General features: G+C 63.1%; 20 protein-coding genes. 12 read left to right on the top strand and 8 right to left on the bottom strand.

Annotated elements, in window-relative coordinates:
* Positions 1 to 125: 125 nt before the first annotated feature.
* Positions 126 to 788 (bottom strand): outer membrane lipoprotein, encoded by a 663-nt coding sequence (locus AC07VH_RS26870; RefSeq protein WP_494789269.1) that lies wholly within the window; start codon positions 786 to 788, stop codon positions 126 to 128.
* 185 nt (positions 789 to 973) lie between these two features.
* Here AC07VH_RS26870 and AC07VH_RS26865 point away from each other — a divergent pair, with 185 nt between their 5' ends.
* Positions 974 to 1,750 carry a Crp/Fnr family transcriptional regulator gene (locus tag AC07VH_RS26865; protein ID WP_475413715.1) on the top strand — a complete coding sequence of 259 codons (777 nt, stop codon included), beginning with the start codon at positions 974 to 976 and terminating at the stop codon, positions 1,748 to 1,750.
* A 96-nt stretch (positions 1,751 to 1,846) separates the two neighbouring features.
* Here the strand turns inward: AC07VH_RS26865 and AC07VH_RS26860 are convergent, their stop codons facing one another.
* Both AC07VH_RS26860 and AC07VH_RS26855 read right to left on the bottom strand, forming a co-directional pair.
* Positions 1,847 to 2,065, bottom strand: a complete 219-nt coding sequence (locus AC07VH_RS26860; RefSeq protein WP_076570450.1) for a YMGG-like glycine zipper-containing protein — start codon at positions 2,063 to 2,065, stop codon at positions 1,847 to 1,849.
* A gap of 191 nt (positions 2,066 to 2,256) precedes the next feature.
* The gene (locus AC07VH_RS26855) at positions 2,257 to 4,305 is read right to left on the bottom strand and encodes an AsmA family protein (RefSeq protein ID WP_494789268.1); all 2,049 of its coding nucleotides are present in this window, start codon (positions 4,303 to 4,305) and stop codon (positions 2,257 to 2,259) included.
* Between the two features lie 260 nt (positions 4,306 to 4,565).
* Here AC07VH_RS26855 and AC07VH_RS26850 point away from each other — a divergent pair, with 260 nt between their 5' ends.
* The 7 genes from AC07VH_RS26850 to AC07VH_RS26820 all read left to right on the top strand — a co-directional run bounded on the left by AC07VH_RS26850 (position 4,566) and on the right by AC07VH_RS26820 (position 8,948).
* Positions 4,566 to 4,970 carry a DUF4398 domain-containing protein gene (locus AC07VH_RS26850; RefSeq protein ID WP_046682424.1) on the top strand — a complete coding sequence of 135 codons (405 nt, stop codon included), beginning with the start codon at positions 4,566 to 4,568 and terminating at the stop codon, positions 4,968 to 4,970.
* 19 nt (positions 4,971 to 4,989) lie between these two features.
* Positions 4,990 to 5,889 (top strand): OmpA family protein, encoded by a 900-nt coding sequence (locus tag AC07VH_RS26845; RefSeq protein WP_475413713.1) that lies wholly within the window; start codon positions 4,990 to 4,992, stop codon positions 5,887 to 5,889.
* An 82-nt stretch (positions 5,890 to 5,971) separates the two neighbouring features.
* A complete protein-coding gene (locus tag AC07VH_RS26840) occupies positions 5,972 to 6,532 on the top strand; it encodes a ferritin-like domain-containing protein (protein ID WP_475413712.1) in 561 nt (186 codons plus the stop codon).
* A gap of 58 nt (positions 6,533 to 6,590) precedes the next feature.
* A complete protein-coding gene (locus AC07VH_RS26835) occupies positions 6,591 to 6,893 on the top strand; it encodes an ElaB/YgaM/YqjD family protein (RefSeq protein ID WP_035826246.1) in 303 nt (100 codons plus the stop codon).
* Positions 6,894 to 6,910: 17 nt separating this feature from the next.
* The gene (locus AC07VH_RS26830) at positions 6,911 to 7,297 is read left to right on the top strand and encodes a phage holin family protein (protein WP_034758936.1); all 387 of its coding nucleotides are present in this window, start codon (positions 6,911 to 6,913) and stop codon (positions 7,295 to 7,297) included.
* A gap of 21 nt (positions 7,298 to 7,318) precedes the next feature.
* Positions 7,319 to 7,657 (top strand): hypothetical protein, encoded by a 339-nt coding sequence (locus tag AC07VH_RS26825; protein WP_034786335.1) that lies wholly within the window; start codon positions 7,319 to 7,321, stop codon positions 7,655 to 7,657.
* Between the two features lie 136 nt (positions 7,658 to 7,793).
* Complete coding sequence (locus AC07VH_RS26820; protein WP_475413711.1) at positions 7,794 to 8,948, top strand: patatin-like phospholipase family protein; 1,155 nt, start codon at positions 7,794 to 7,796, stop codon at positions 8,946 to 8,948.
* A gap of 24 nt (positions 8,949 to 8,972) precedes the next feature.
* On the opposite strand, the gene AC07VH_RS26815 is transcribed toward AC07VH_RS26820, so the two are convergent.
* The 3 genes from AC07VH_RS26815 to AC07VH_RS26805 form a co-directional block, all read right to left on the bottom strand.
* Positions 8,973 to 9,275 carry a hypothetical protein gene (locus AC07VH_RS26815; RefSeq protein ID WP_494789267.1) on the bottom strand — a complete coding sequence of 101 codons (303 nt, stop codon included), beginning with the start codon at positions 9,273 to 9,275 and terminating at the stop codon, positions 8,973 to 8,975.
* 44 nt (positions 9,276 to 9,319) lie between these two features.
* Positions 9,320 to 9,472 (bottom strand): DUF3309 family protein, encoded by a 153-nt coding sequence (locus tag AC07VH_RS26810; protein WP_010396415.1) that lies wholly within the window; start codon positions 9,470 to 9,472, stop codon positions 9,320 to 9,322.
* A 66-nt stretch (positions 9,473 to 9,538) separates the two neighbouring features.
* Entirely contained in the window at positions 9,539 to 9,985 is a 447-nt protein-coding gene (locus AC07VH_RS26805; RefSeq protein ID WP_034758920.1) for an outer membrane lipoprotein, read from the bottom strand.
* A gap of 268 nt (positions 9,986 to 10,253) precedes the next feature.
* Between AC07VH_RS26805 and AC07VH_RS26800 the strand changes: the two genes are divergently transcribed.
* The 3 genes from AC07VH_RS26800 to AC07VH_RS26790 all read left to right on the top strand — a co-directional run bounded on the left by AC07VH_RS26800 (position 10,254) and on the right by AC07VH_RS26790 (position 12,471).
* Positions 10,254 to 10,808 (top strand): hypothetical protein, encoded by a 555-nt coding sequence (locus AC07VH_RS26800; protein WP_071078642.1) that lies wholly within the window; start codon positions 10,254 to 10,256, stop codon positions 10,806 to 10,808.
* Between the two features lie 82 nt (positions 10,809 to 10,890).
* Positions 10,891 to 11,202: a BON domain-containing protein gene (locus tag AC07VH_RS26795; protein ID WP_034758914.1), complete on the top strand. Its 312-nt coding sequence runs from the start codon at positions 10,891 to 10,893 to the stop codon at positions 11,200 to 11,202.
* Positions 11,203 to 11,274: 72 nt separating this feature from the next.
* The gene (locus AC07VH_RS26790; RefSeq protein ID WP_494789266.1) at positions 11,275 to 12,471 is read left to right on the top strand and encodes an AI-2E family transporter; all 1,197 of its coding nucleotides are present in this window, start codon (positions 11,275 to 11,277) and stop codon (positions 12,469 to 12,471) included.
* Positions 12,472 to 12,527: 56 nt separating this feature from the next.
* Here AC07VH_RS26790 and AC07VH_RS26785 read toward each other — a convergent pair whose 3' ends face one another.
* Together AC07VH_RS26785 and AC07VH_RS26780 are read right to left on the bottom strand one after the other, a co-directional pair.
* Positions 12,528 to 13,475, bottom strand: coding sequence for a YihY/virulence factor BrkB family protein (locus AC07VH_RS26785; protein ID WP_494789265.1), 948 nt, complete (start codon positions 13,473 to 13,475; stop codon positions 12,528 to 12,530).
* 70 nt (positions 13,476 to 13,545) lie between these two features.
* Positions 13,546 to 14,574, bottom strand: a complete 1,029-nt coding sequence (locus AC07VH_RS26780) for an OmpA family protein (RefSeq protein ID WP_475413707.1) — start codon at positions 14,572 to 14,574, stop codon at positions 13,546 to 13,548.
* A 472-nt stretch (positions 14,575 to 15,046) separates the two neighbouring features.
* On the opposite strand from AC07VH_RS26780, the gene AC07VH_RS26775 reads away from it, so the two are divergent.
* On the top strand, positions 15,047 to 20,791 hold the full coding sequence (locus AC07VH_RS26775; RefSeq protein WP_494789264.1) for an alpha-2-macroglobulin family protein: 5,745 nt from the start codon (positions 15,047 to 15,049) through the stop codon (positions 20,789 to 20,791).
* The last annotated feature ends 6 nt before the right edge of the window (positions 20,792 to 20,797 follow it).

Below are 20,797 nucleotides of genomic sequence, written 5' to 3'. Positions count from 1 at the left end.
ATCATCTCGCGGGACGGCAAGCTCATCTGTACGCCAGCGAACATTGCCAAAAAGAAAACGCCCGGACAGGCCGGGCGTGTGTTTGATTTGCTGCGCTGGCGGGCGGCGCGCTGGCCGCCGGGAGCTTAGCCGATGGCGCGCAAGCCGCCGTTGACGACGCGCACGCGGTCGCCCTGGCGCCAGTTCGGCGCGGCGCTCTGGTGCACGGTGCGCGTCTTGCCGTTATCGAGGCGCACGACGATGTTGTAGCTGCGCGTGGCGCGCACGCTGCCTTCGATCTGGTTGCCGGCCACGGCGCCGCCAACGGCGCCCAGCACGGTGGCCAGCTGCTTGCCGTGGCCGCCGCCGACCTGGTTGCCCAGCAAACCGCCGACGACGGCGCCGCCGGCCGCGCCCACGCCGCTGCCTTCGGCGCGCGTATTGACTTCATGGATGGCTTCGATCACGCCGCAATTGCCGCACACCTGCGGCGCCGGCGCGGGGGCGGCCGCGTATTGCTGTTGCGGTTGGGGCTGTGGCTGGCGCACGGGCTGCTGCTGTGGCTGCTGTTGCTGCGGCGGCAGGGCGGCCAGCGGCTGTGCGGCGGCAGGCTGCAGGTTCGCTGGCGGCTGGTTCGCCTGCAGGCTGGCCATCTGCTCGGCGGAAGTGCTGGCCGCCAGCGGCTGGCTATCACCCTGCGACGAGGGCAGCCAGCCCATCAGGGCCGCCGTGCCCACGCCGCAAAACAGCAGGACGGCGACGGCGGCGGCAAGCACCAGCGGATGGAGGGATTTGGTGGTGGTGGTCATGGAGAGCTCCTTGGTTTTTATAAATAATGAAATGGGTAGTGCGTGTTATCCGTGCGATTCGCGTGTATTGCCAGTGTGCTGTGCCGCTTGCCTCGCTTCCGTGCGTCACCGTACATACAGGGATGGTATGGCACCGTAGGCTAAGTAAAAATTATGTCGAGTTGTAACGGCACCAAGGAAAAGCAATGCCACTAACGAACGCCAGCATGACCCTGTCCCGCGACGCAGGCCGATCCGGCCTGGGCACGCCTGCGGGCACGCTTGACGCGGGCAACCGTCTGCTGGCCAGCCTGCCCGAGCACGACTTGCGGCACCTGACGGCGCTGTTCGATACCGTCACGGTCGAGGTGGGCGAGGTGCTGTACGAGCCGGGCCAGCCTATCGGCCACATCTACTTCCCCGGCGACTGCCTGATCTCGCTGCTGGCCGTGGCGGAAGGCCGCATGACCCTGGAAGTGGGCTCCGTCGGCCGCGAAGGCGTGCTGGGCGCATCCGTCGCGCTGGGCCACGACCTGGCGCAAGTACGGGCGGTGGTGCAACGTTCCGGCACGGCCAGCCGCATCTCGCGGACCGATTTCTGCGCCGAGTTCGCTCAGCTCGAGTCCCTGCAGCGTTTGCTGTACCGCTACACGGACACCCTGCTGGCGCAAGCCATCCAGATTGCCGTGTGCAGCCGTTTCCACGTGCTCGAGGCGCGCCTGGCCCGGTCGCTGCTGATCACGCGCGACCGCCTGCAGTCCGAAAAATTTCACCTGACCCATGAATTCCTCGCCCACACCCTGGGTGTGCGGCGCGTCGGCGTGACCAAGGCGGCCAGCGCGCTGCAACAGCAAAAGCTGATTACTTACAGTCGCGGCAATATCGAAATCCTCGATTCGGCCGGCCTGGAAGCCGTTTCTTGCCGCTGCTACGAGCTGGTCAAGGATAGCGGCGCCATCGGCATGGCCAACGTCTTCGTTTAATTTCCTCAGAATAACTTTTCAATGTCGTCAACGGAAGCCGGACGCAAAAAAGCGGGGCAGGCGCCTGGGCGCCCACCCCGCTTTTCGGATGGCCGATTACTTCGGCTTGACCTGGTTGCCGATCACGCCGCCGACTGCGGCGCCGCCGACTGCGCCGACAGCGCTGCCGCCCGTCAGCACGGAACCGGCAACGGCACCGACGCCGGCGCCGATGGCCGTGTTCTTATCCTGGTTGGACATGTTGGCGCAAGCAGTCAAGCTCAGCAGCAGAGCGGCAACGGAAGTGGTAGCGGCGATTTTTTTAATGATTTGCATGATAGTTCTCCTATGAATTCGGACCTCGTGGCGCCGGCATGGTATGGGCCGGGGGACTTCGTATCGCCACGTCTTGGGTGTTTCAGGCACGATCACAGAATAGGATTGTGACAAGGCAGGGTCTGTTCGGCAACGCACATAGGGGTGTAACAATTGTAATCGTGCACGGCTGCCCTCTCTTCCCCTCTTGTTCAGCGGTGTTTGCGCGCCGTCTTGCCCGGCTTCGGCGCCACCGGTTTCACGCGCGCCTGGGCCAGCAGCGCCGCGCATTCGCTGTCTTCGACGGGGCCGGTATTGACCAGCGGCAGCAGTGCCGCCACGGGCGCCACCACGGCCAGCGCCAGGGCGCCGCCGGCGCGCAGGGCCAGCACGCCCTTGTCGACGCTCACGTCGGGCTTGCTGAAGGTGCCATGCACATACAGGGGCGAGCGCAGCGAAAAGACGCGCAAGCCCTTGCTGTCGGGCCGCAAGGTCAGGTCCAGCCGTTCATCGGCCAGGTTCACCGTGCCATCGATATGCAGGACGGCGTCATCCGTGTCGACGATGAACTGGCGCGTCTGCATCAATCCCTTGGTGACGGCGAAGTCGGCGGCCATGCAATTGAGCTTGACCTGCTTGTCACCGGCCAGCTTGGCCAGCACGACACTGCCGATATTCAAGCCCATTTCTTCCAGCAGCAGCTTGCTGATGCTGCCCCGGTTGATCAGCGCGCGCACTTCGCCGTTCGAGCTGCCCAGCAGGCTGGCGACGGAATTGCCCGTGGCCGACAGTGAAGCGTCGCCATTGATTTCGCCCACGCTCGCTTGCAGGGCTGGCAGGCGGGGGAACAGTTGCTGGATATGCAGATGGCGGGCGCTGGCCTTGAGTTCGGCGGCGATGCCGTTGGCGATGACCTTGCCGCTGCCGTCGAGCTTGATCTGCGAGCTCAGGGTGCCGCCCGCCACGTTGAAGTTGAGCGGCATCAGGGACAGCACGCCGTCCGTCAGCACCACGTGCGTGTCGAGCTTGCTGATCGGCAATTCGGCGTCGCGCGTGATCTTGTCGGCCGTGTAGCGCACGTCGGCGTCCAGGCTGGTCCAGCGCTCCGTCTTGAAGGTTTCCACCGGCAGCACGCGGCCGGCCGGCTGCGTCGACGGCACGCCACGCTCCTTCTTGCTGGCGCTGGAATCGGCGCCCACCAGCGGGCCCAGATCGGAAAATTGCAGCAGGCGCGAGTGGACTTCGCCCGTCAGGCGCTTGCGCGGCTTGCTGGCGGAAAAGGCCAGCTTGCCACTGATGTCGCTCGAACCCACCTTGCCGCTGAACTGGTCGTAGACCCACTCGCCGCCGCGCGGCGCCAGCGTGCCCGTCAAATGGCCTTCCGTGCTGAAATGCGGCGTTTCCGGCAGCAGCACGCCCGTCAAGGGGTACAGCCGGGCCATGCTGGGCCCCGAAATTTTCAGGCGCACGTCGAGTGCGGCCAGGTTTGCCGGACGCGTCAGGGTGCCTTCGATGGCCACGCTGCTGCCGCCCGCGCGCATGTCGGCCTGGATGGGGAAGGGCGTGCCTTGCTGCTGCAGCGACAGCACGCCGCCCGCCTTGCCGCCGCCCTTGATGGTTTCGCCATGGTATTTGCCCGACAGCGTCCAGGCGATGCCATAGCGCGTATCGCCGGCGATGGTGTCGACATCGGCGCGCATGGCCGTGCCCGTCACGTCATCGTCGAGCACCACCGTGCCTTTGCTGAAGACTACGCTTTGCAGTTCCAGCTGCCACGGCGATGGCTGCTCCTGCTTGTCGAAGGTCCAGTTGTTCTTGCCGTCCTTGTTGCGCAGCAAACGTACCTGCGGCGTGTCGAAGCGCAATTCCGGGATGACGATCTTTTTGTCCAGCAGGGCCAAAGGATTGAGAGAGAACGCCAGATGGCTGACGCTGGCCAGCTGCGCCTGGTCACCCGTCCCGGCCATCGCGCTCGGGTTGCCCAGGCGCACGTCCGTGGCCTGCAAGTGCGGCCAAGGCAAATAGTCGCGCCAGCTTTGTTTGCCTCCAGTCGTGGACTGCTGCCACGTCAGCGTCAGGTCGCCCGCGATGGCGAACGGTCTCCCCAGTGCTTCGCTGGCGCGCGCATTGAGCCAGGGCTTGGCGCGGTTCCAGTCCATGTTCATCAGGACGATGGAAGCGGTGACGGGCAGGGCGATGAGCACGGCGGCGCTGGCGAGGGCGATTTTCTGGCGGCGCGAGAGGGAGGTAAAGCGTGGCATGGGAGAGATTCTTTCTGGACAAGTATTCACGATGCTACAGGAATCGCTTCAAAGCCGGGCCCGTTTCTCGCTTTTGCGGTCCGGCACGTGCGCTGGCGCACGTTGCCGATGCAAGTATTGTCGATTTCCTACTCTATGTGCGGCACCGAACGGATATGCGGGAAGCCGGAGCCTATAACGTCATACATCAAACGCAGTTCCTGATTCCAGATGCACCGACGTTGATACCTACCGCTTAAACATTCTCCAGGAGAAAAAAAATGACAAACCGAGATTTCAAGATTTCCCCGCTGGCCGCCTTGGCCGCCTGCGCCACCGCCGTCGTCCTGATGACGGGCTGCTCCAGTCTGAAAACGCCAGCCACGGCCGATGTCGCCGTGTCGCGCGCCGCCGTCGATAACGCCGCCAGCGCCGGCGCCGCCGACCTGGCACCCGATGAAATGCGTTCGGCCCGCGAAAAAATGCGCATGGCTAACCAGGCCCTGAAAGACCGCGACTACAAGACGGCGCGCGAGCTGGCCGACCAGGCGCAAGCCGATGCCAAGCTGGCGCAAAGCAAGGCCAACTCGGCCAAGGCCACCAGCGCCGCCGATGAAATCAACGAGAACATCCGCGTCATGCGCGAAGAACTCGACCGTGCCAATCAGCAAGCCCCAAAACAATAACGAATAACAGGATCCCATCATGAAAAAAGCTACCTACACCACCATCCCCGGCCTGCTGGCCATGGCCGCCCTCGTTGCCGCCTGCAGCTCCGCACCGACCACCACCAGCCTGCTCGACCAGACGCGCGGCGACTACATGGCGGCGCAATCGAACCCGATGGTATCGACCTATGCGCCGCGCGAATTCCGCGAAGCGAGCGCTGCCCTGGAAGCGGCAAACGCAGCCGCCACGCGCCAGGAAGATAGCGAAAAAGTCGACAAGCTGGCCTACCTGGCCAAGCAAAAGATAGCCACGGCGCAAGAAGTCGCCAAGCAGAAGGCGGCCGAAGCCGATATCGCCAACGCCGGCAAGCAGCGCGACCAGCTGCGCCTCGATGCGCGCACGCAGCAGGCTGACCAGGCCACGGCCCGCGCCCAGGCGGCGCAAGCGGATGCGGAAGCGGCCAAGGCCCAGGCCCAAGCGGCCGAAGCATCGGCGCGCGATGCGCAAGCCCGCGCCGCCGGACTCGAAGCGCAGCTGGCCGACCTGGCCGCCAAGAAAACCGAACGCGGCATGGTGATCACCTTGGGCGACGTGCTGTTTGGCACGGACAAGGCGAACCTGACGGCCGATGGCGCGAATACGGCGCGCAAGCTGGCCGATGTGCTGAAAAACAATCCGCAGCGCACCGTGCTGATCGAAGGCTTCACGGATAGCACGGGCGGCTCCGCGCACAACCTGGAATTGTCGCAACGCCGCGCCGAATCCGTGCGCAATGCGCTGCTGGAGCAAGGCATCAGCCGCGACCGCATCGCCACGAAAGGCTATGGCGCCGCCTATCCGGCCGCCGGCAACGATACGGCGGCGAACCGCCAGCTGAATCGCCGGGTGGAAATCGTCTTGTCGGAAGATAACACGGCCATTCCCGCCCGCCGTTAAAACACCAGGCCAAACTACGGTTTTGCCTAGTGTTTGATTTGTTAGTAGGCAGCACCGGCCGAAGGTTGGCCGGTGGATACCCATGCAAGACTTGAAAGGAAACATCATGACCCAAACATCTGTTGAGATTCCAGCTGGCATCGACACGGCCGCCATCCGCGCTGCCGCCCGCAACCTGGACGACGGCGCCGTGACGGCCGGCTATCAGGGCGACCGCCAGGAGTTGATCACCCTGTTGAATGGGGCGCTGGCCACCGAACTGGTGTGTATTGCGCGCTATAAACGCCATTACTACACCGTCAGCGGCCGCGACAATGGCACCATCAAGGCCGAGTTCCTCGAGCATGCGCAGCAGGAGCAGGAACACGCGGACTGGCTGGCCGAGCGCATCGTGCAATTGAATGGCAAGCCAGATTTTAATCCTGCAACATTGCTTGCACGCAGCCATGCCGAGTATGATGACTCCGAAGACGTGCAAAGCATGGTGCGTGCCAATCTGATCGCGGAACGGGTGGCGATCGAGTCGTATCGCCAGATGATCGTGAAAATCGGCGACAAAGACCCAACCACACGCCATTTGTTGATCAAGATCATGGCTGTCGAGGAAGAGCACGCCGATGATATGCGCGATCTAATGGAATAGTGTTTTTGAGTAAAGTAGGTATAGTAACTACATTCATCCACAGCTAAGGAGCTAAACCATGTTGGAAAACAATATCACCACCGTTAATAACGATGTCAAAACCCTGGTCAAGGATGCGCAAGCCCTGTTCAGCGCCGCTGCCGCCCTGACCGGCGAAAAAGCCGATGAAGTGCGCGTCAAGGGCATGAAAACCCTGGACGCCGCCCTGGCCAAGGCGCATGAAGCGCAAGCATCGGCCATCGTCGCGACCAAGCAGATGGCTGCCCAGGCTGACGGCTATGTCAAGGAAAACCCATGGCGCACGGTGGCCGTCGCCGCTGGCGTCGGCGTGCTGGTCGGCTTCATCCTGGGCCGCAAGTAATCCACTTCAGGAGCGATATGGACAAGTCTGCTTCGTCTCACCAGGGGCCGGGATTGATCGGCTCGGTCGCCGGCCTGGCCAAAAACGCCGTCGGACTGATGTTGTCGCGGCTGGAACTGGCCACCATCGAACTGTCGGAAGTGCGCAATCACATGTTGCAGCTGATTGTCATTTTCGCGTTGGCGACGGTGGCGGGCTTGTTCGCCATCGCTTACGGCAGCGTGCTGATCGTCTTCCTGGCCTGGGATAGCCTGGGTTGGAAGATTCTGGCGATCATGACGGTCGTGTTCGTACTGCTGGCCATTGCCCTGGTCATGTATGCGCGTGCCATGCTGCGTCAAGGAAAGCTGTCCATGCCGGCCACCATGGCGGAATTGAAGGCCGACCGCGACATGCTGATGTAAGCGGCATTACGAGGAGAATTCATGTCGGACAACGACAAACTGGCGGCGCAAGCCGCACGCAAGCGCCTGCTGATCGCCCAGGGCGAAATGTACCGCGTAGGCATCGTGCATGCGCGCGCCAACGTCGGTTATGCCTTGCGCCCCGAGTCGATGCTGCAGGGCGTGGTGGAAACGGCGGTCGGCTTTGCCGGCCACCGCGTCGAGTCCCTGCTGGCGCCGGGCGGCATGCGTTTGCAAGGCGCCATGCCCTACGTGCTGACGGCGCTATCGTTTATCGGACGCAAGAAGCTGGTCAAGCCGGCCCTGGTCCTCGTGGCCGTGGCCGCCGTGGCCGCCAGCTGGCTGCGCCGCAAGCGCTGAACGCCAGCCGTGTTGCACAGGAACGCCGTCATTGACGGCGTTTTTTTTGCCCGTACCCAACGTCCGGCACGGGCAGGCGCAATCCCTTACAATGATTCACGCCGCATTTTGCGCGGCGCACAGAGGGGCCATCTTGATGACGAATTCGAAGACACCGATCAATCAGTTAAATCCCTCGCGCCTGCGCATCGTGCTGGTGCTGCAGGGCGGCGGCGCACTGGGCGCTTACCAGGCCGGCGTCTACCACGCGCTGCACGAACATGGCCTGGCGCCCGACTGGGTGGTGGGTACCTCGATCGGCGCCATCAATGCCGCCATTTTGGCCGGCAACAAGCACGAGGACAGGCTGGTGCGCCTGAAACAGTTCTGGCAGCGCGTGGCGCACCGCGACAGCATCGACATGAACCTCGTTTCGGACCGGCAGCGCCGCTCGAACATCTGGCTGGCCACGCTCGATACGGTGCTGCGCGGCGTGCCCGGCTTCTTCAAGCCGCGCGCCTTCAGTCTGTTTCCCGTCGGAATCGCCGTCAAGCCGGAAGAAGCCAGCTTCTATGACACCAGCGAGCTGGCCGATACCCTCGAGGAACTGGTCGATTTCGATTACCTGAACCAGCCCGGCGGCATGCGCCTGACGGTCAACGCCCTGCGCGTCAAATGTGGCAGCCTCACCAGTTTCGACAGCCAGCAGCAAGCCCTGACGGCGGACCATATCCGCGCCAGCGGCGCCCTGCCGCCCGGCTTTGCCGGCGTGCGCGTCGATGGCGATTTATATTGGGATGGCGGCCTGTACTCGAATACGCCGCTGGAAACCGTGCTCGACGACACGCCCCACGTTGACACCCTGGTCTTCATGGTGGACCTGTGGAGCTCGGAAGGGCCGGAACCGACCACCCTCGATGAGGTGCAGACGCGGCAGAAGGACGTCACCTTCGCGTCGCGCTCGAAGCGGCATATCGCCGATTATGTCAATACGCACACCTTGCAGCGCAAATTGCGCGAGCTGTACGCCGGCCTGCCCGACACCAAACACAACCGCCAGCAGACGGAAGAGCTCGTAGCGCTGGGCTGCGACAGCACCATGCATATCGTGCGCCTGCCGTATGCGGGGCGCGACTGGCACATGGCGGCCAAGGATATCAATTTCTCCAAGGGCTCCATCGAGTGGCGCTGGGAGCAGGGCTACCAGGATGGCTTGCGCGCGATCAAGGCGGCCGGCTGGCTGGCCTTCGTCACGGAAGACACGCCGCTCGTAGTGCACGAGTTGCCGCCGTACGAACGCGACGCCGCCTGATCAGGCGTTGCCGGAAACGGCATATCACTGCGGATGGGCCGCTGCACGCAGTTTTTCCACATTCGCCATGTCTTGCCGGTAAGTATCCTGCGCCTCCTTCAGGCAGGTGGCGCGCGTGGCGGATGGCTCCAGGCGGCACGCTTTTTTGGCCTCGGTCAGGGCGGCGGCGATTTCCTTGCGCAGGGTGCGCAGCTGGGCTTGCGCCGTGCTGTCTTCCTGGTACCAGCGTTGCGGGTCGCCCGGCTGCGGCGTGGCCGTCTGGGCCAGTGCCAGTGGTGCCACGCTGCAGGCGAACAGGGCGGCCAAGAGTGTGTTGTGGATAGTCATGATATTTCCTCCTTGAAATAGAAAAGGCGCCGAAGCGCCTTTTTTTACAACCTGCCCGTCAGTAATAGCAGGATCAGTATCACTACGACCAGGCCGGCGATGCCGCTGGGGCCGTAGCCCCAGTTGCGGCTATGCGGCCAGGTAGGCAGGACGCCGACCAGGGCCAGGATCAAGATGATCAGAATGATGGTGCCCATGGCAACTCCTTGTTATCGTACGACTCATGCGGATGGCGGATGCCTGCTGACAAGCTCCGCCGAAAATTAATAGCGGTAGACGCGGCCGTCGACGACGCGCACGCGATTACCTGGGCGCAAATCATTCGCGTTGTCCTGCACCACGGTGCGGTATTCGCCGTTGTCGAGACGCACGCTGATCTGGTAAGCCTGGGCTTGCTGTTTGCGGCCTTCCACCTGGTTACCGACCACGCCGCCGGCAACGGCGCCCGCCACGGTGGCGGCCGTGCGTCCGCTGCCTGAACCGATGGTATTGCCCAGCAGGGCGCCGGCGATGCCGCCGACCACGGCGCCGGCGCCGCTGGTTTGACCGCCACCCTGCACGATCTGGATGGAATCGACGGTACCGTACATGGCGGACTCAGGCTGGTTGGCCGGGTAATACTGTTGTGACTGGGAAGGACCGGTGGCGCAACCGCTCAATACGGCGGTGGCGGCAAGCATCAGTGCAGCCAAGGTGGCGTTGGTTTTCATTTTATTCTCCTGACGAGGTGAGGGTGTAGTGCCATCTTAGTCATGCCCCCGTCCCCGGTCTGTACGCTGCCGCACGTACTAATTTGCTGTCGAAATGGTATTGTTGTCCTGGGCGATCCAGCAAAGCGTTGTTATTTCTCCGTGCCGGCCTTCCGCTTTCAAAATAAATTACTTGTGTACGGCAGCGTACAGAAGAGTGGCCACGATCCACGTAAAACGGTAGTCATGCCAAGCAGACATGCTTGCTACCACCAGGGAGAAATACAACATGAACAAGAATAAGCTTTTCACCGCCATCGTCGTCAGCCTGGCATGCGCCGCCTGGGGCGGCCAGGCAGTGGCGGCCACGCCGGAAGCGAAAGCAGCCTACAAGGCTGCCAATGAACAGGCTGGCCTGAACTACAAGCTGGCGCATGCCGAGTGCGAAAAAATCACGGGCAACCCAAAGGATGTCTGCATCGCTGAAGCGAAGGCCGTGCGCGCCTACGATGAAGCCGTGGCGCAGGCGCAATACACGAATACCCTGCGTGCCTATACCAAGGCGCGCATCAAGATTGCCGATGCCAATTACGACGTCGACCTGGCCCGCTGCAATGCGCTGACGGGCAACGACAAGGATGTCTGCGTCAAGCTGGCCAAGTCCACCAAGGTGGCGGCCCTGGCCGACGCCAAGGCGGACAAGAAAGTCATCGAAGCGCGCAGCGATGCGCGTGAAGCAAAAAGAAAAGCCGAGTACAAGGTCGCGACAGAAAAATGCGATGCATTAGCCGGCGCAGCCAAGGATGACTGTATCAAGGCTGCAAAAACCCAGTTTGGCTACTGAGTGCCCTCCGGCGCGCAGGCACCACGCTGGTATAAGAAGCTCATTGTGAGCACATTGATTGACCACTCCTAAGGAAAAAACCATGAAATTCACTAAATCTATCGCTACTGGCCTTTTCGTCGCTTCCCTATTCGCCGTTGCAGGCTGCGCTTCGACCCCAACCAAGGAAGGCACGGGCGAGTACATCGACGACGCGGCCATCACCACCAAAGTGAAAGCCAGCATCTTCAACGAGCCGACCCTGAAATCGACGGAAATCAACGTTGAAACCTTCAAGGGCGTGGTTCAGCTGAGCGGCTTCGTGGCCCAGCCAGCCGATGCCGCCAAAGCGGGCGAAGTCGCCCGTGGCGTCAAGGGCGTGAAGTCGGTGAAAAACGACATCCGCGTCAAGTAATGGCCTGACCTGCCGCAGCGGCCAGCCCCACGGCTGGCACTGCGGCCCTCCACCGACCGTCGCGGGAATCGCATGCATATCCAGCCTACAGATACCCCGCCCGAGCCGGTGGCGGCTGCCTCCACCGAGCCCGCCGGGCCACCTCCCGGCGCGCCCGTGGAGCAGCCAGACTCAACCTTGCGCTTGCCGCTGCACGTCAACGCGCGCGGCATGGCCCTGGGCATCATCGCCACCGTCAGCTTCATCTATGCGCTGCAGTGGGCACAGAAATTCCTCATTCCCGTCATCTTCGGCATTTTCATTGCCTATACCCTCAATCCCGTCGTGGCCTGGCTGGAAAAGCTGCGCCTGCCGCGCGCCATCGGCGCCACGGCCGTCACGGCCCTGATACTGTTCGGTTCCCTCGTCGTCGTCGAGCGCGTGCAGGGCGAATTCGAATCCATCGTGGAAGAGTTGCCGGCCGCCACGCACAAGCTGTCGCGGCTGATCGCCGCCAATACGGGCGGCAAGAACAGCACCTTCCAGAAAATGCAGGCCGTGGCCAATGAAATCGAGCAAGTGGCCGCCGGCGCCGAAGCGCGCCGCAACAACCGCCGCGCCGCCGCCGCCGAGGCGCCCAACTTCAAGATCATGGACTGGGTCTGGGCCGGTTCGCTGGGCCTGGTGGGCTTTCTCAGCCAGGCCACCATGGTCATCTTCCTCGTGTTTTTCCTGCTGCTGTCGGGCGACACCTTCAAACGCAAGCTCGTCAAGCTGACGGGACCGTCGTTGAGCCGCAAGAAGGTCACCGTGCACATCCTGGAAGACATCAATACCTCGATCCAGAACTATATGTTCATGCTGCTCGTCACGAATGTCTTGCTGGCCGTCCTGATGTGGATCGCCCTGCGCGTGATCGGCCTGGAAAACGCGGGCGCTTGGGCCATCGTGGCCGGCTTGCTGCACATCATGCCGTACTTCGGCCCCTTGCTCATCACCATCGCCACGGGCCTGGTCGCCTTCCTGCAGTTCGAATCGCTGGAAATGGTCTTGCTGGTGACGGGCACGTCGATGGCCATCGCCACCCTGGTGGGCACCTTCGTCACCACCTGGATGACGGGGCGCATCGCGCGCATGAATCCCACGGCCGTGTTCGTCAGCCTGCTGTTCTGGGGCTGGCTGTGGGGCGTCTGGGGCTTGCTGCTGGGCGTGCCCATCATCGTCATCGCGAAGGTCGTGGCGGAGCGCGTGCAGGGCATGGAAGTGGTGGCGGAACTGCTGGGCGAATAGCTTGCGGCAACGCAAACGGCGCCCGCGGGCGCCGTTGTTGCATCAGGAACGACACCTTACGACTGGTGGCGTTTGAGTATCTTCACTTGCACGTCGCCATCGTCCGTCTTCGGCATATCCTTCATGCTGCCCAACTGCAGGGCGAACTGGCGCGTGAATTCGGCACCCAGGAAGAAGATTTGCGCCGAGTAATACACCCATAGCAGCAGGGCCACCAGTGAACCGGCGGCGCCATAGCTGCTGGCCACGCCGCTATTGCCGATATACACGCCAATCGCATATTTCCCCAGTGAAAACATGAAGGCCGTGCCCACGGCGCCGATCACCACGTCGCGCCAGGACAGGCGCACGCGCGGCAGCATCTTATAGATGACGGCAAACAGGCTGGCGATGACGGCAAAGCCGATCAGGTTCGACAGGATGGTAAACAGCACGGCCGTATCTTTCCACACGCCTTCCCAGAAGTTGGCGAGGATGGCCATGGCGGCGTTGACCACCAGCGACACCATCAGCAGGAAGGCCAGCACCAGCACCAGGCCGAAGGACAGCAAGCGCGTGCGCACCATATCCCAGGCACCGGCTTCCTTCAGCGGTGGTACTTGCCAGATTTCATCGAGGCTGGCCTTCAGTTCGGCAAACACGCTGGTGGCGCCAAACAGCAGCAGGGCGCTGGCGATGAGGGTGGCGATGCGGCCCTGCTCATGGTTTTTCGCGCCGGCCAGCACCAGCTGGATGGCTTCTGCGCCTTGCGTGCCCAGCAATCCTTGCAGTTGCCCCATCAGCTCGCCGCGCGCGGCGGCAGGGCCATAGAAAAAGCCGGCGATGGCGATCACCAGCACGAGGATGGGGGCGATGGAAAACAGGGTGTAATAGGCGAGGGCGGCGCCCTTGCTCGAAGCGCGGTGTTCCAGCCATTCGGTGACGGAGCAGACGATGACACTGCGCATCTGCCTGCTGAGCGGCGCCAGGTCGGCCAGCTTGGGATAGCGGGTAGAGAAATTCATGATGGCTTTCAATGCAAAAAAGGGGCGCGAGCCCCTTTTTCTATTCACAAGTGGCGTACCACTGTCGAGCTTACTGCACGCGGCGTTCGATGGTGATCTGTTCCACTTCAACGCGGCGGTTTGGTTCCAGGCACTTGATCAGGTCGGCACGTTTCTTGTTATCGCAGGTGACGACAGGATTGGTCGAGCCCTTGCCTTCGGCCGTCAGGCGGTTGGCGGCGACACCGTGGGCCACCAGGTATTCCTTGACTGCATCAGCGCGCTGCTGCGACAGTTTCAGGTTGTACTTGGGTGAACCGATGCGGTCGGCATAACCACTGATGACGACGTTGTTGACGTCCGGCGCTGCGTTCAGCACGCGGGCGATTTCGTCGAGCTTGGTCTGTGTCGGACCCAGCTTGGCGCTGTCGAACGCGAACAGTTCCGTTGCCGACATCGTCACTTTTTCAAAGCGTGCTGGCGGCGGTGGCGGTGGTGGCGGCGGCACGACGACGACGACTTCCTCGCGCACTGGCGGCGGCGGTGGTGGTGGCGGCGGCGCAGCCGGTTTGTCGAACGCGTAGTTCAGGCCCACGGTGACATAGTAGTTGTTGGATTTGCTGCTTGGATCGAAGGTATTGCCGCGCAGGAAACCGTGCACGTTGCGCACGTCAGCCTGCAGGGACAGCTGCTCCGTGATGCTGGACTGGAAACCCAGGCCCACGCTCGCGTATGGCGAGCTCTTCGTGCGTTCACCGAAGGCGAAGCTGGTGTCCTTGTCGCGCTGCATGCCGGCACCGACCAGCAGGAAAGGACGGAAGGCTTTACGCGAGAACATGTACAAGCCGTCTACGCCCAGCGTATTTTGCTGGTAGCGTTGACCGCCATCCTTGGAGCGGGCATACGTGGTGCCCAGCTGGATATCCCAGTCCTGGGAAACAGGCTTACCGAAACGCAAGCCTGCGCCATAGCCGGTTTTGTCCGTGGCGAAGTCGGAATCTGGCTTGAGTGCGTTGATGCTAGGTTGAATATACCAGGAGGGATTGATTTCCTGGGCCTGTGCGCCGAGGGCGGAGCACAGGACTGCGGCGGCAACGGCGATTTTTTTTAGATTATTCACAAGTAACTCCCAACGTTGATAAGAGATTTTCTCTACGGCATCAAAACGACATCTTGCTACACGTGCTATTGCTAGAGATAGACCACACTTCCAGGTGCGCTTTCTTGCGATAAATGCACTGCTGTTGGACTAGAGAATACGTTTGCAGGTTCAGGTGGTCGGTGCGCTGGCGCACAAAGCATTGCGGTATATCAATGGTGTTGCAGATTCACGACAAAGACTTTGGTGTTGAAAAAAACTAATTTTATTGGTGAAATTTTTACAAGCGCGGGCTTTTCCTGGCGGCGCGGCAAGAGGCAATCGTACGACTTGTCACCTGCATGCCACTGTATATTAGCAACAATGATGAGCTTGATAACTAATATTACATTGATGTTGTATTCCTGCCGCGTTCTGTTGCTTTTCCAGGCTTCCGCCAAGCAACTTTTGCGCGCCGCAGCCAGCTCCGCCACTTTTCATCAAGGAGTTACCCGTGCCTGACCTGAGCCATATTCTTACTTCCCCGCTGCCTGGCAAGCTGGGCCCGCTGTGTCTGCTGCTGTCGCTGGGCCTGGCGACGCCGGCCTGGGCCGATAGCGGCGTGTCCCTGTTTTCACCGAGCGGCACGGTCAAGGCCGTACGCCAGGTACGGGCCCAGTTCGCCACGCCGATGGTGCCGTTCGGCGACATGGGCTTGCCCGCGCCGTTCGCCATCGATTGCGGCAAGGCGGAGCCGGCCGTCGTGGCGGGCGCGGGGCGCTGGGCTGACGAACGCAACTGGAACTTCGATTTCGAGCGCGACTTGCCGGCCGGCGTGGCCTGCAGCTTCACCTTGCAGCCGGGGCTGAAGGATCTGGCGGGCAAGCCTTTGCAGGGAACGGCATCCTACCGCTTTTCCACGGGCGGTCCGGCCATCGTCGAGGCCGTGCCCTATGACGGCCAGCCCTACATCGATGAAAACCAGATCTTCGTGCTGGGCCTGGACGCCGCGCCGAACGAGGCCAGCGTGGCCGCGAACGCGTATTGCCGCGCCGATGGCATCAATGAAAAGATTCCCGTGCGCCTGCTCAAAGGCAAGGAACTGGAGCAGGTATTGACCCTGCGCAAGAGCTTTCTCGACCGCTACCTGACCGTGTACTTCAAGAAGCGGGGCACGGTCTGGAAAGCGGGCATGCCCGTTGCCAGCAAGGGCGCGCCGCCGCTGCCCGTGACCGTGCTGCAATGCAAGCGCAGCTTCCCCGCCAACGCCAAGGTGTCGCTCGTGTGGGGCGAGGGCATCGCCAGCGCCGGCGGCATCGCCACGGACAAGGCGCAAACCCTGCAGTTCAAGACGCGTCCCGATTTCACGGCCAAGTTCAGCTGCGAGCGCAGCAATCCGAAGGAGCAGTGCATCCCCTTCCTGCCCATGCGCGTGCAGTTTTCCGCGCCCGTGAGCGCGTCGCTGGTGCGCGCCATGACCCTGAAGGGCGGCGGCAAGACGTACGCGCCGACGATTTCCAAAGAGGAAGAAAAGGCGGAATTCCTGTATGGCGCCGTCTTCAATGGCCCATTCCCTGTGCAGGCCAGTCTGATGCTGAGCTTGCCGCCGGGCTTGAAGGACGATGCGGGCCGCGCCTTGCTCAACCGCGCGCGCTTCCCCATGACGGTGCGCACGGGCGAACAGCCGCCGCTGCTGAAGTTCCCGGCCCCGTTCGGCATCATCGAAGCGAAGGGCGACGGCTTGCTGCCCGTCACTGTGCGCAATATCGAGCCCGTGCTGTCGGGCAAGGAAATCGCCCAGCCATCCGCTGCCGCCACGGGTGCCACCTTGCGCGTGCCCGACAATGACGACAAGTTCGTCATCGAGTGGATGCAGCGCCTGGCCGGCAATGGCGCCGGGGGCGAGTACTGGCAGCCGTACGCCCAGTATGCAGGCAACATGAGCAAATCCGTGCTGGCGGACGCCGCCGGCACGCGCCCCATCAGCCTGCCGCGCCCCGATGGCAGGAAAACCTTTGAAGTGATCGGCATTCCGCTGCAGAAACCGGGCTTTTATGTAGTCGAGCTGGCCAGCCCCATCCTCGGCAAGGTGCTGCTGGGCAAGCCGACGACGGCGTATATCCGCACGGCCGCGCTGGTGACGAACCTGGCGGCCCACTTCAAGCACGGCGCGCAATCGTCGCTCGTGTGGGTCACGTCGCTGGACAAGGGCGCGCCTGTCGCGAAAGCGCAAGTGGCCGTGCGCGACTGCGCCGGCAAGCTGCTGTGGCAAGGCGCCACGGGCGCGGACGGCGTGGCGCACATCCCCGGCGAGCTGGCCGCTTCCAGCTGCAAGAACAATGGCCGCTACTTTATCAGTGCGCGCAGCGGCGGCGACATGACGTTCACCCTGTCGGACTGGGTGGGCGGCATCGAAGCCTGGCGTTTCAACCTGCCCACGGACGACACGCGCGCCGACAACACCCTGCTGGCGACGGTATTCGACCGCACCCTGCTGCGCGCCGGCGAAACCGTGCACATGAAGCATTTCATCCGCAAGCACACGGGCGAGGGCATGAGCCTGGTCGACAAGAACAACGGCCCCGGCAGCGCCACCTCCATCGTCATCACGCACCAGGGCAGCGACCAGAACTATCAATTACCGCTGCGCTGGTCCGCCGGCGGCACGGCGGAAAGCGACTGGCTCATCCCCGCCGACGCCAAGCAGGGCGAATACAGCGTGACGATGGCGGGCCGTCCGTCCGGCAGTTTCCGCGTGGAAGCCTTCCGCGTACCGACCATGAAAGCCGTGCTGCAGGGCCCGAAAGCGCCCGCCGTGCAGGCCAGGCAGCTGGCCCTGGATGCGCAAATCACGTATCTGGCCGGCGGCGCCGCCACCAACGCGCCCGTCAAGCTGCGTACGGTGCTGCAGGACAAGAGCGTGACGTTTGCCGACTATCCCGACTATAGCTTCAGCAATGGCGACGTGAAGGAAGGTCTTGTCAAGCAGAGCACGGGCTATGACGACGATGAGGGCGAGTGGCAGGACGAAGGCCATGGCGGCCCCTCCGGCGCCGGCGCGGCTGCCGCGCGCACGCAAAGCTTGACCCTGGACAAGGCGGGCGGCGCGCGCATCGTCATCGACCAGCTGCCGCAGCTGTCCGTGCCGCGCGACCTGGTGGCGGAAATGGCTTTCCAGGATGCGAATGGCGAGACGGCCTCGGTGGCCGCGCGCGTGCCGCTGTGGCCCTCCAACTATGTGATCGGCATCAAGCCCGATGCCTGGGCCTTGAGCAAGGATGCCTTCAAGTTCACGGTGGCCGTGCTCGGTACCAATGGCAAGCCGGTGGCGAATGCCCCTGTGGCCGTCGACTTCTTCCAGCGCAACAGCTATTCGCACCGCCGGCGCCTGATCGGCGGCTTCTATGCGTATGAAAACAGCAGCGAAGTCGTCAAGCTGGGCCAAGCGTGCTCGGGCAAGACGGACAACAAGGGCTTGCTGGTCTGCGACGTGAAGGCGCCCGCCAGCGGCAATCTGGTGTTGCGCGCCCGCACGCAGGACAGTGCCGGCAACGCGGCCGTCGCCAACCGCGAAACCTGGGTGGCCGGCAGCGGCGACTGGTGGTTCAACGCCAGCGACAATGACCGCATCGACGTCTTGCCTGAAAAGAAACGCTATGAACCGGGCCAGGAAGCCAGCTTGCAGGTACGCATGCCGTTCCGCGCGGGCACGGCGCTGATCACGGTCGAGCGCGAAGGCATCCTCGACACCTATGTGCGCCAGCTCAATGGCCGGGAACCGGTGGTGACCATCCCGGTCAAACCGAATTATGCGCCGAACGTGTATGTGTCCGTGTTTGTCGTGCGGGGCAGGGTCGATGGCGTGCAGCCGACGGCCCTGGTCGACCTGGGCAAGCCGGCCTACAAGATGGGCATCGCACCGCTGAACGTGGGGTGGCAGGCGCACGAGCTGAACGTCATGGTGGTGTCTGACAAGGAAGTGTACAAGACGCGCGACAAGGCGGAAGTGTCCGTGCGTGTGCGCCGCGCCGACGGCAAGGCCTTGCCGGCCGGCGCCGAAGTGGCGCTGGCGGCCGTCGACACGGGGCTGCTGGAACTGATGCCCAACGATAGCTGGAAGTTGCTCGATACCATGATGGCGCAGCGCAGCCTGCAGGTGGAAACGGCGACGGCACAGATGCAGGTGATCGGCAAGCGCCATTTCGGCCGCAAGGCCTTCCCGGCCGGCGGTGGCGGCGGCAAGGGCGCCAGCCGCGAGCTGTTCGACACCCTGCTGTTCTGGAAGGGCACCGTCAAGCTCGACGCCAAGGGCGAAGCGACGGTGCAAGTGCCGCTCAACGATTCCTTGACGGGCTTCCGCATCGTTGCCATCGCCAGCGCGGGCAAGGAATTGTTTGGCACGGGCAGCACGGACATCCGCAGCTCGCAAGACCTGATCCTGATGTCGGGCTTGCCGACCCTCGTGCGCGAAGGCGACCAGTTGCGCGCGGGTTTTACTGTGCGCAACACCTCGGCCGCATCCTTGAACGTGGAACTCAACGCCAGCGCGGCAGGCAAGGCGCTGCCGCGCCAAAGCTTGACGTTGGCTGCCGGCGAAGCGCGCGAAACGGGCTGGGATTACCAGGTGCCGCTCGGTGCGCAGAATGTCGTTTGGGAGATAGTCGCCAAGGCGGGCAGCCACACGGACAAGCTGAAAATCACGCAAAAGGTAGGCCAGGCCACGCCCGTGCGCACGTATCAGGCCACCTTGCTGCAGATCGAGAAACCCGTCAATATGTCCGTGCAGATGCCGGCCGGCGCCTTGCCGGGCCGGGGCGGCATCCAGACGAGCTTTGTCGCCAGGCTGGGCGGCGATTTGCCCGGCGTGCGCGAGTACATGGCCGCCTATCCGTACACCTGCTTCGAGCAAAACACGTCGAAGGCCATCGCCCTGCAAGACCAGGAGGCGTGGAACAAGCTGGCCGCCAGCCTGCCCGCCTATCTGGACAGCGATGGCATGCTGAAATACTTCCCCATCATGGAGCAGGGCAGCGACAGCCTGACGGCCTACGTGCTGTCGGCCACCAGGGAAGCGGGCTATGCGATTCCGGAACAGACGAAGAACCGCATGGAAGCCGCCTTGACGGCCTTCGTGCAGGGCAAGATCGTGCGCCGTTCCGCGCTGGCCACGACCGACCTGGCCGTGCGCAAGCTGGCCGCGCTGGAAGCGCTGTCGCGTTCGAACAAGGTGCCGCCCGATGCGCTGGAGAGCATCAGCATCAGCCCGAACCTGTGGCCGACCTCGGCCGTCATCGACTGGAGCTTGTTGCTGCAACGCACACCAGGCCTGGCGCGCCGCGATGCGCTGCTGGCCGAGGCGCAGCAGATCTTGCGTGCGCGCCTGAATTTCCAGGGCACGACCATGGGCTTTTCCACCGAGCGCAAGGATAACTGGTGGTGGCTGATGGTGTCCGGCGACGTCAACGCCAACCGTTTATTGCTGGCCGTGATGGACGACCCGGCGTGGAAGGACGATATCGGCCGCCTGGTGCGCGGCAGCATGGGCCGCCAGAAGAAGGGCCGCTGGGATACGACGGTGGCCAACGCCTGGGGTACCCTGGCCATCGCCAGATTCTCGGCCAAATTCGAGTCCACACAAGTGACGGGCGCCAGCGCCGTCAAGCTGGGCGGCGACACGCAAGCGCTCGTGTGGAATGGCGCGGCGAAAGTGGGCCCCGTGCTGCAGGCGTGGCCGAAGGGCATGGACACCCTGGGCCTGGCGCACAGCGGTACGGGCAAGCCGTGGGCCACCGTGCAAAGCCTGGCGGCCATCCCGCTCAAGGCGCCCGTCTCCAGCGGCTACACGATCAAGAAAACCGTGACGCCGGTGGAACAGAAAACCACTGGCCAGTGGTCGCGCGGCGACGTCTACCGCGTGCGCCTGGATCTGTCGGCGCAGGCGGACATGAGCTGGGTGGTGGTCGACGACCCGATTCCCGCCAGCGCCAGCGTACTGGGCAATGGCCTGGGCCGCGATTCGCAGCTGCTGACGGCCGGCGAAAAATCCACGGGCTGGGTCTGGCCCACGTTCGAGGAGCGGGCGTTTGACGCCTTCCGCGCCTACTACGCTTTTGTGCCAAAGGGTAACTGGAGCGTGGAATACACGGTGCGCCTGAACAATGCCGGGGATTTCAGCCTGCCGGCCACGCGCATCGAGGCCATGTATTCGCCCGAGATGTTTGGCGAAGCGCCGAATGCGAATGTCAGGGTGGCGCAGTGAAGAGTT

The sequence above is a fragment of the Janthinobacterium sp. GW821-FHT03C10 genome (assembly GCF_059420865.1).
Note: the sequence above shows the minus strand (reverse complement) of the source record. Positions and strands in the feature narration are given on the sequence as shown.

Excerpts from the sequence above, each read along its gene's own strand:
- AC07VH_RS26800 (WP_071078642.1), top strand. The coding sequence starts at position 10,254 with ATGAACAAGAATAAGCTTTTCACCGCCATCGTCGTCAGCCTGGCATGC.
- AC07VH_RS26870 (WP_494789269.1), bottom strand. The coding sequence starts at position 788 with ATGACCACCACCACCAAATCCCTCCATCCGCTGGTGCTTGCCGCCGCC.
- AC07VH_RS26825 (WP_034786335.1), top strand. The coding sequence starts at position 7,319 with ATGTCGGACAACGACAAACTGGCGGCGCAAGCCGCACGCAAGCGCCTG.
- AC07VH_RS26830 (WP_034758936.1), top strand. The coding sequence starts at position 6,911 with ATGGACAAGTCTGCTTCGTCTCACCAGGGGCCGGGATTGATCGGCTCG.
- AC07VH_RS26785 (WP_494789265.1), bottom strand. The coding sequence starts at position 13,475 with ATGAATTTCTCTACCCGCTATCCCAAGCTGGCCGACCTGGCGCCGCTC.
- AC07VH_RS26845 (WP_475413713.1), top strand. The coding sequence starts at position 4,990 with ATGAAAAAAGCTACCTACACCACCATCCCCGGCCTGCTGGCCATGGCC.
- AC07VH_RS26810 (WP_010396415.1), bottom strand. The coding sequence starts at position 9,472 with ATGGGCACCATCATTCTGATCATCTTGATCCTGGCCCTGGTCGGCGTC.
- AC07VH_RS26840 (WP_475413712.1), top strand. The coding sequence starts at position 5,972 with ATGCAAGACTTGAAAGGAAACATCATGACCCAAACATCTGTTGAGATT.
- AC07VH_RS26805 (WP_034758920.1), bottom strand. The coding sequence starts at position 9,985 with ATGAAAACCAACGCCACCTTGGCTGCACTGATGCTTGCCGCCACCGCC.
- AC07VH_RS26835 (WP_035826246.1), top strand. The coding sequence starts at position 6,591 with ATGTTGGAAAACAATATCACCACCGTTAATAACGATGTCAAAACCCTG.
- AC07VH_RS26815 (WP_494789267.1), bottom strand. The coding sequence starts at position 9,275 with ATGACTATCCACAACACACTCTTGGCCGCCCTGTTCGCCTGCAGCGTG.
- AC07VH_RS26850 (WP_046682424.1), top strand. The coding sequence starts at position 4,566 with ATGACAAACCGAGATTTCAAGATTTCCCCGCTGGCCGCCTTGGCCGCC.
- AC07VH_RS26860 (WP_076570450.1), bottom strand. The coding sequence starts at position 2,065 with ATGCAAATCATTAAAAAAATCGCCGCTACCACTTCCGTTGCCGCTCTG.
- AC07VH_RS26795 (WP_034758914.1), top strand. The coding sequence starts at position 10,891 with ATGAAATTCACTAAATCTATCGCTACTGGCCTTTTCGTCGCTTCCCTA.
- AC07VH_RS26855 (WP_494789268.1), bottom strand. The coding sequence starts at position 4,305 with ATGCCACGCTTTACCTCCCTCTCGCGCCGCCAGAAAATCGCCCTCGCC.
- AC07VH_RS26790 (WP_494789266.1), top strand. The coding sequence starts at position 11,275 with ATGCATATCCAGCCTACAGATACCCCGCCCGAGCCGGTGGCGGCTGCC.
- AC07VH_RS26820 (WP_475413711.1), top strand. The coding sequence starts at position 7,794 with ATGACGAATTCGAAGACACCGATCAATCAGTTAAATCCCTCGCGCCTG.
- AC07VH_RS26865 (WP_475413715.1), top strand. The coding sequence starts at position 974 with ATGCCACTAACGAACGCCAGCATGACCCTGTCCCGCGACGCAGGCCGA.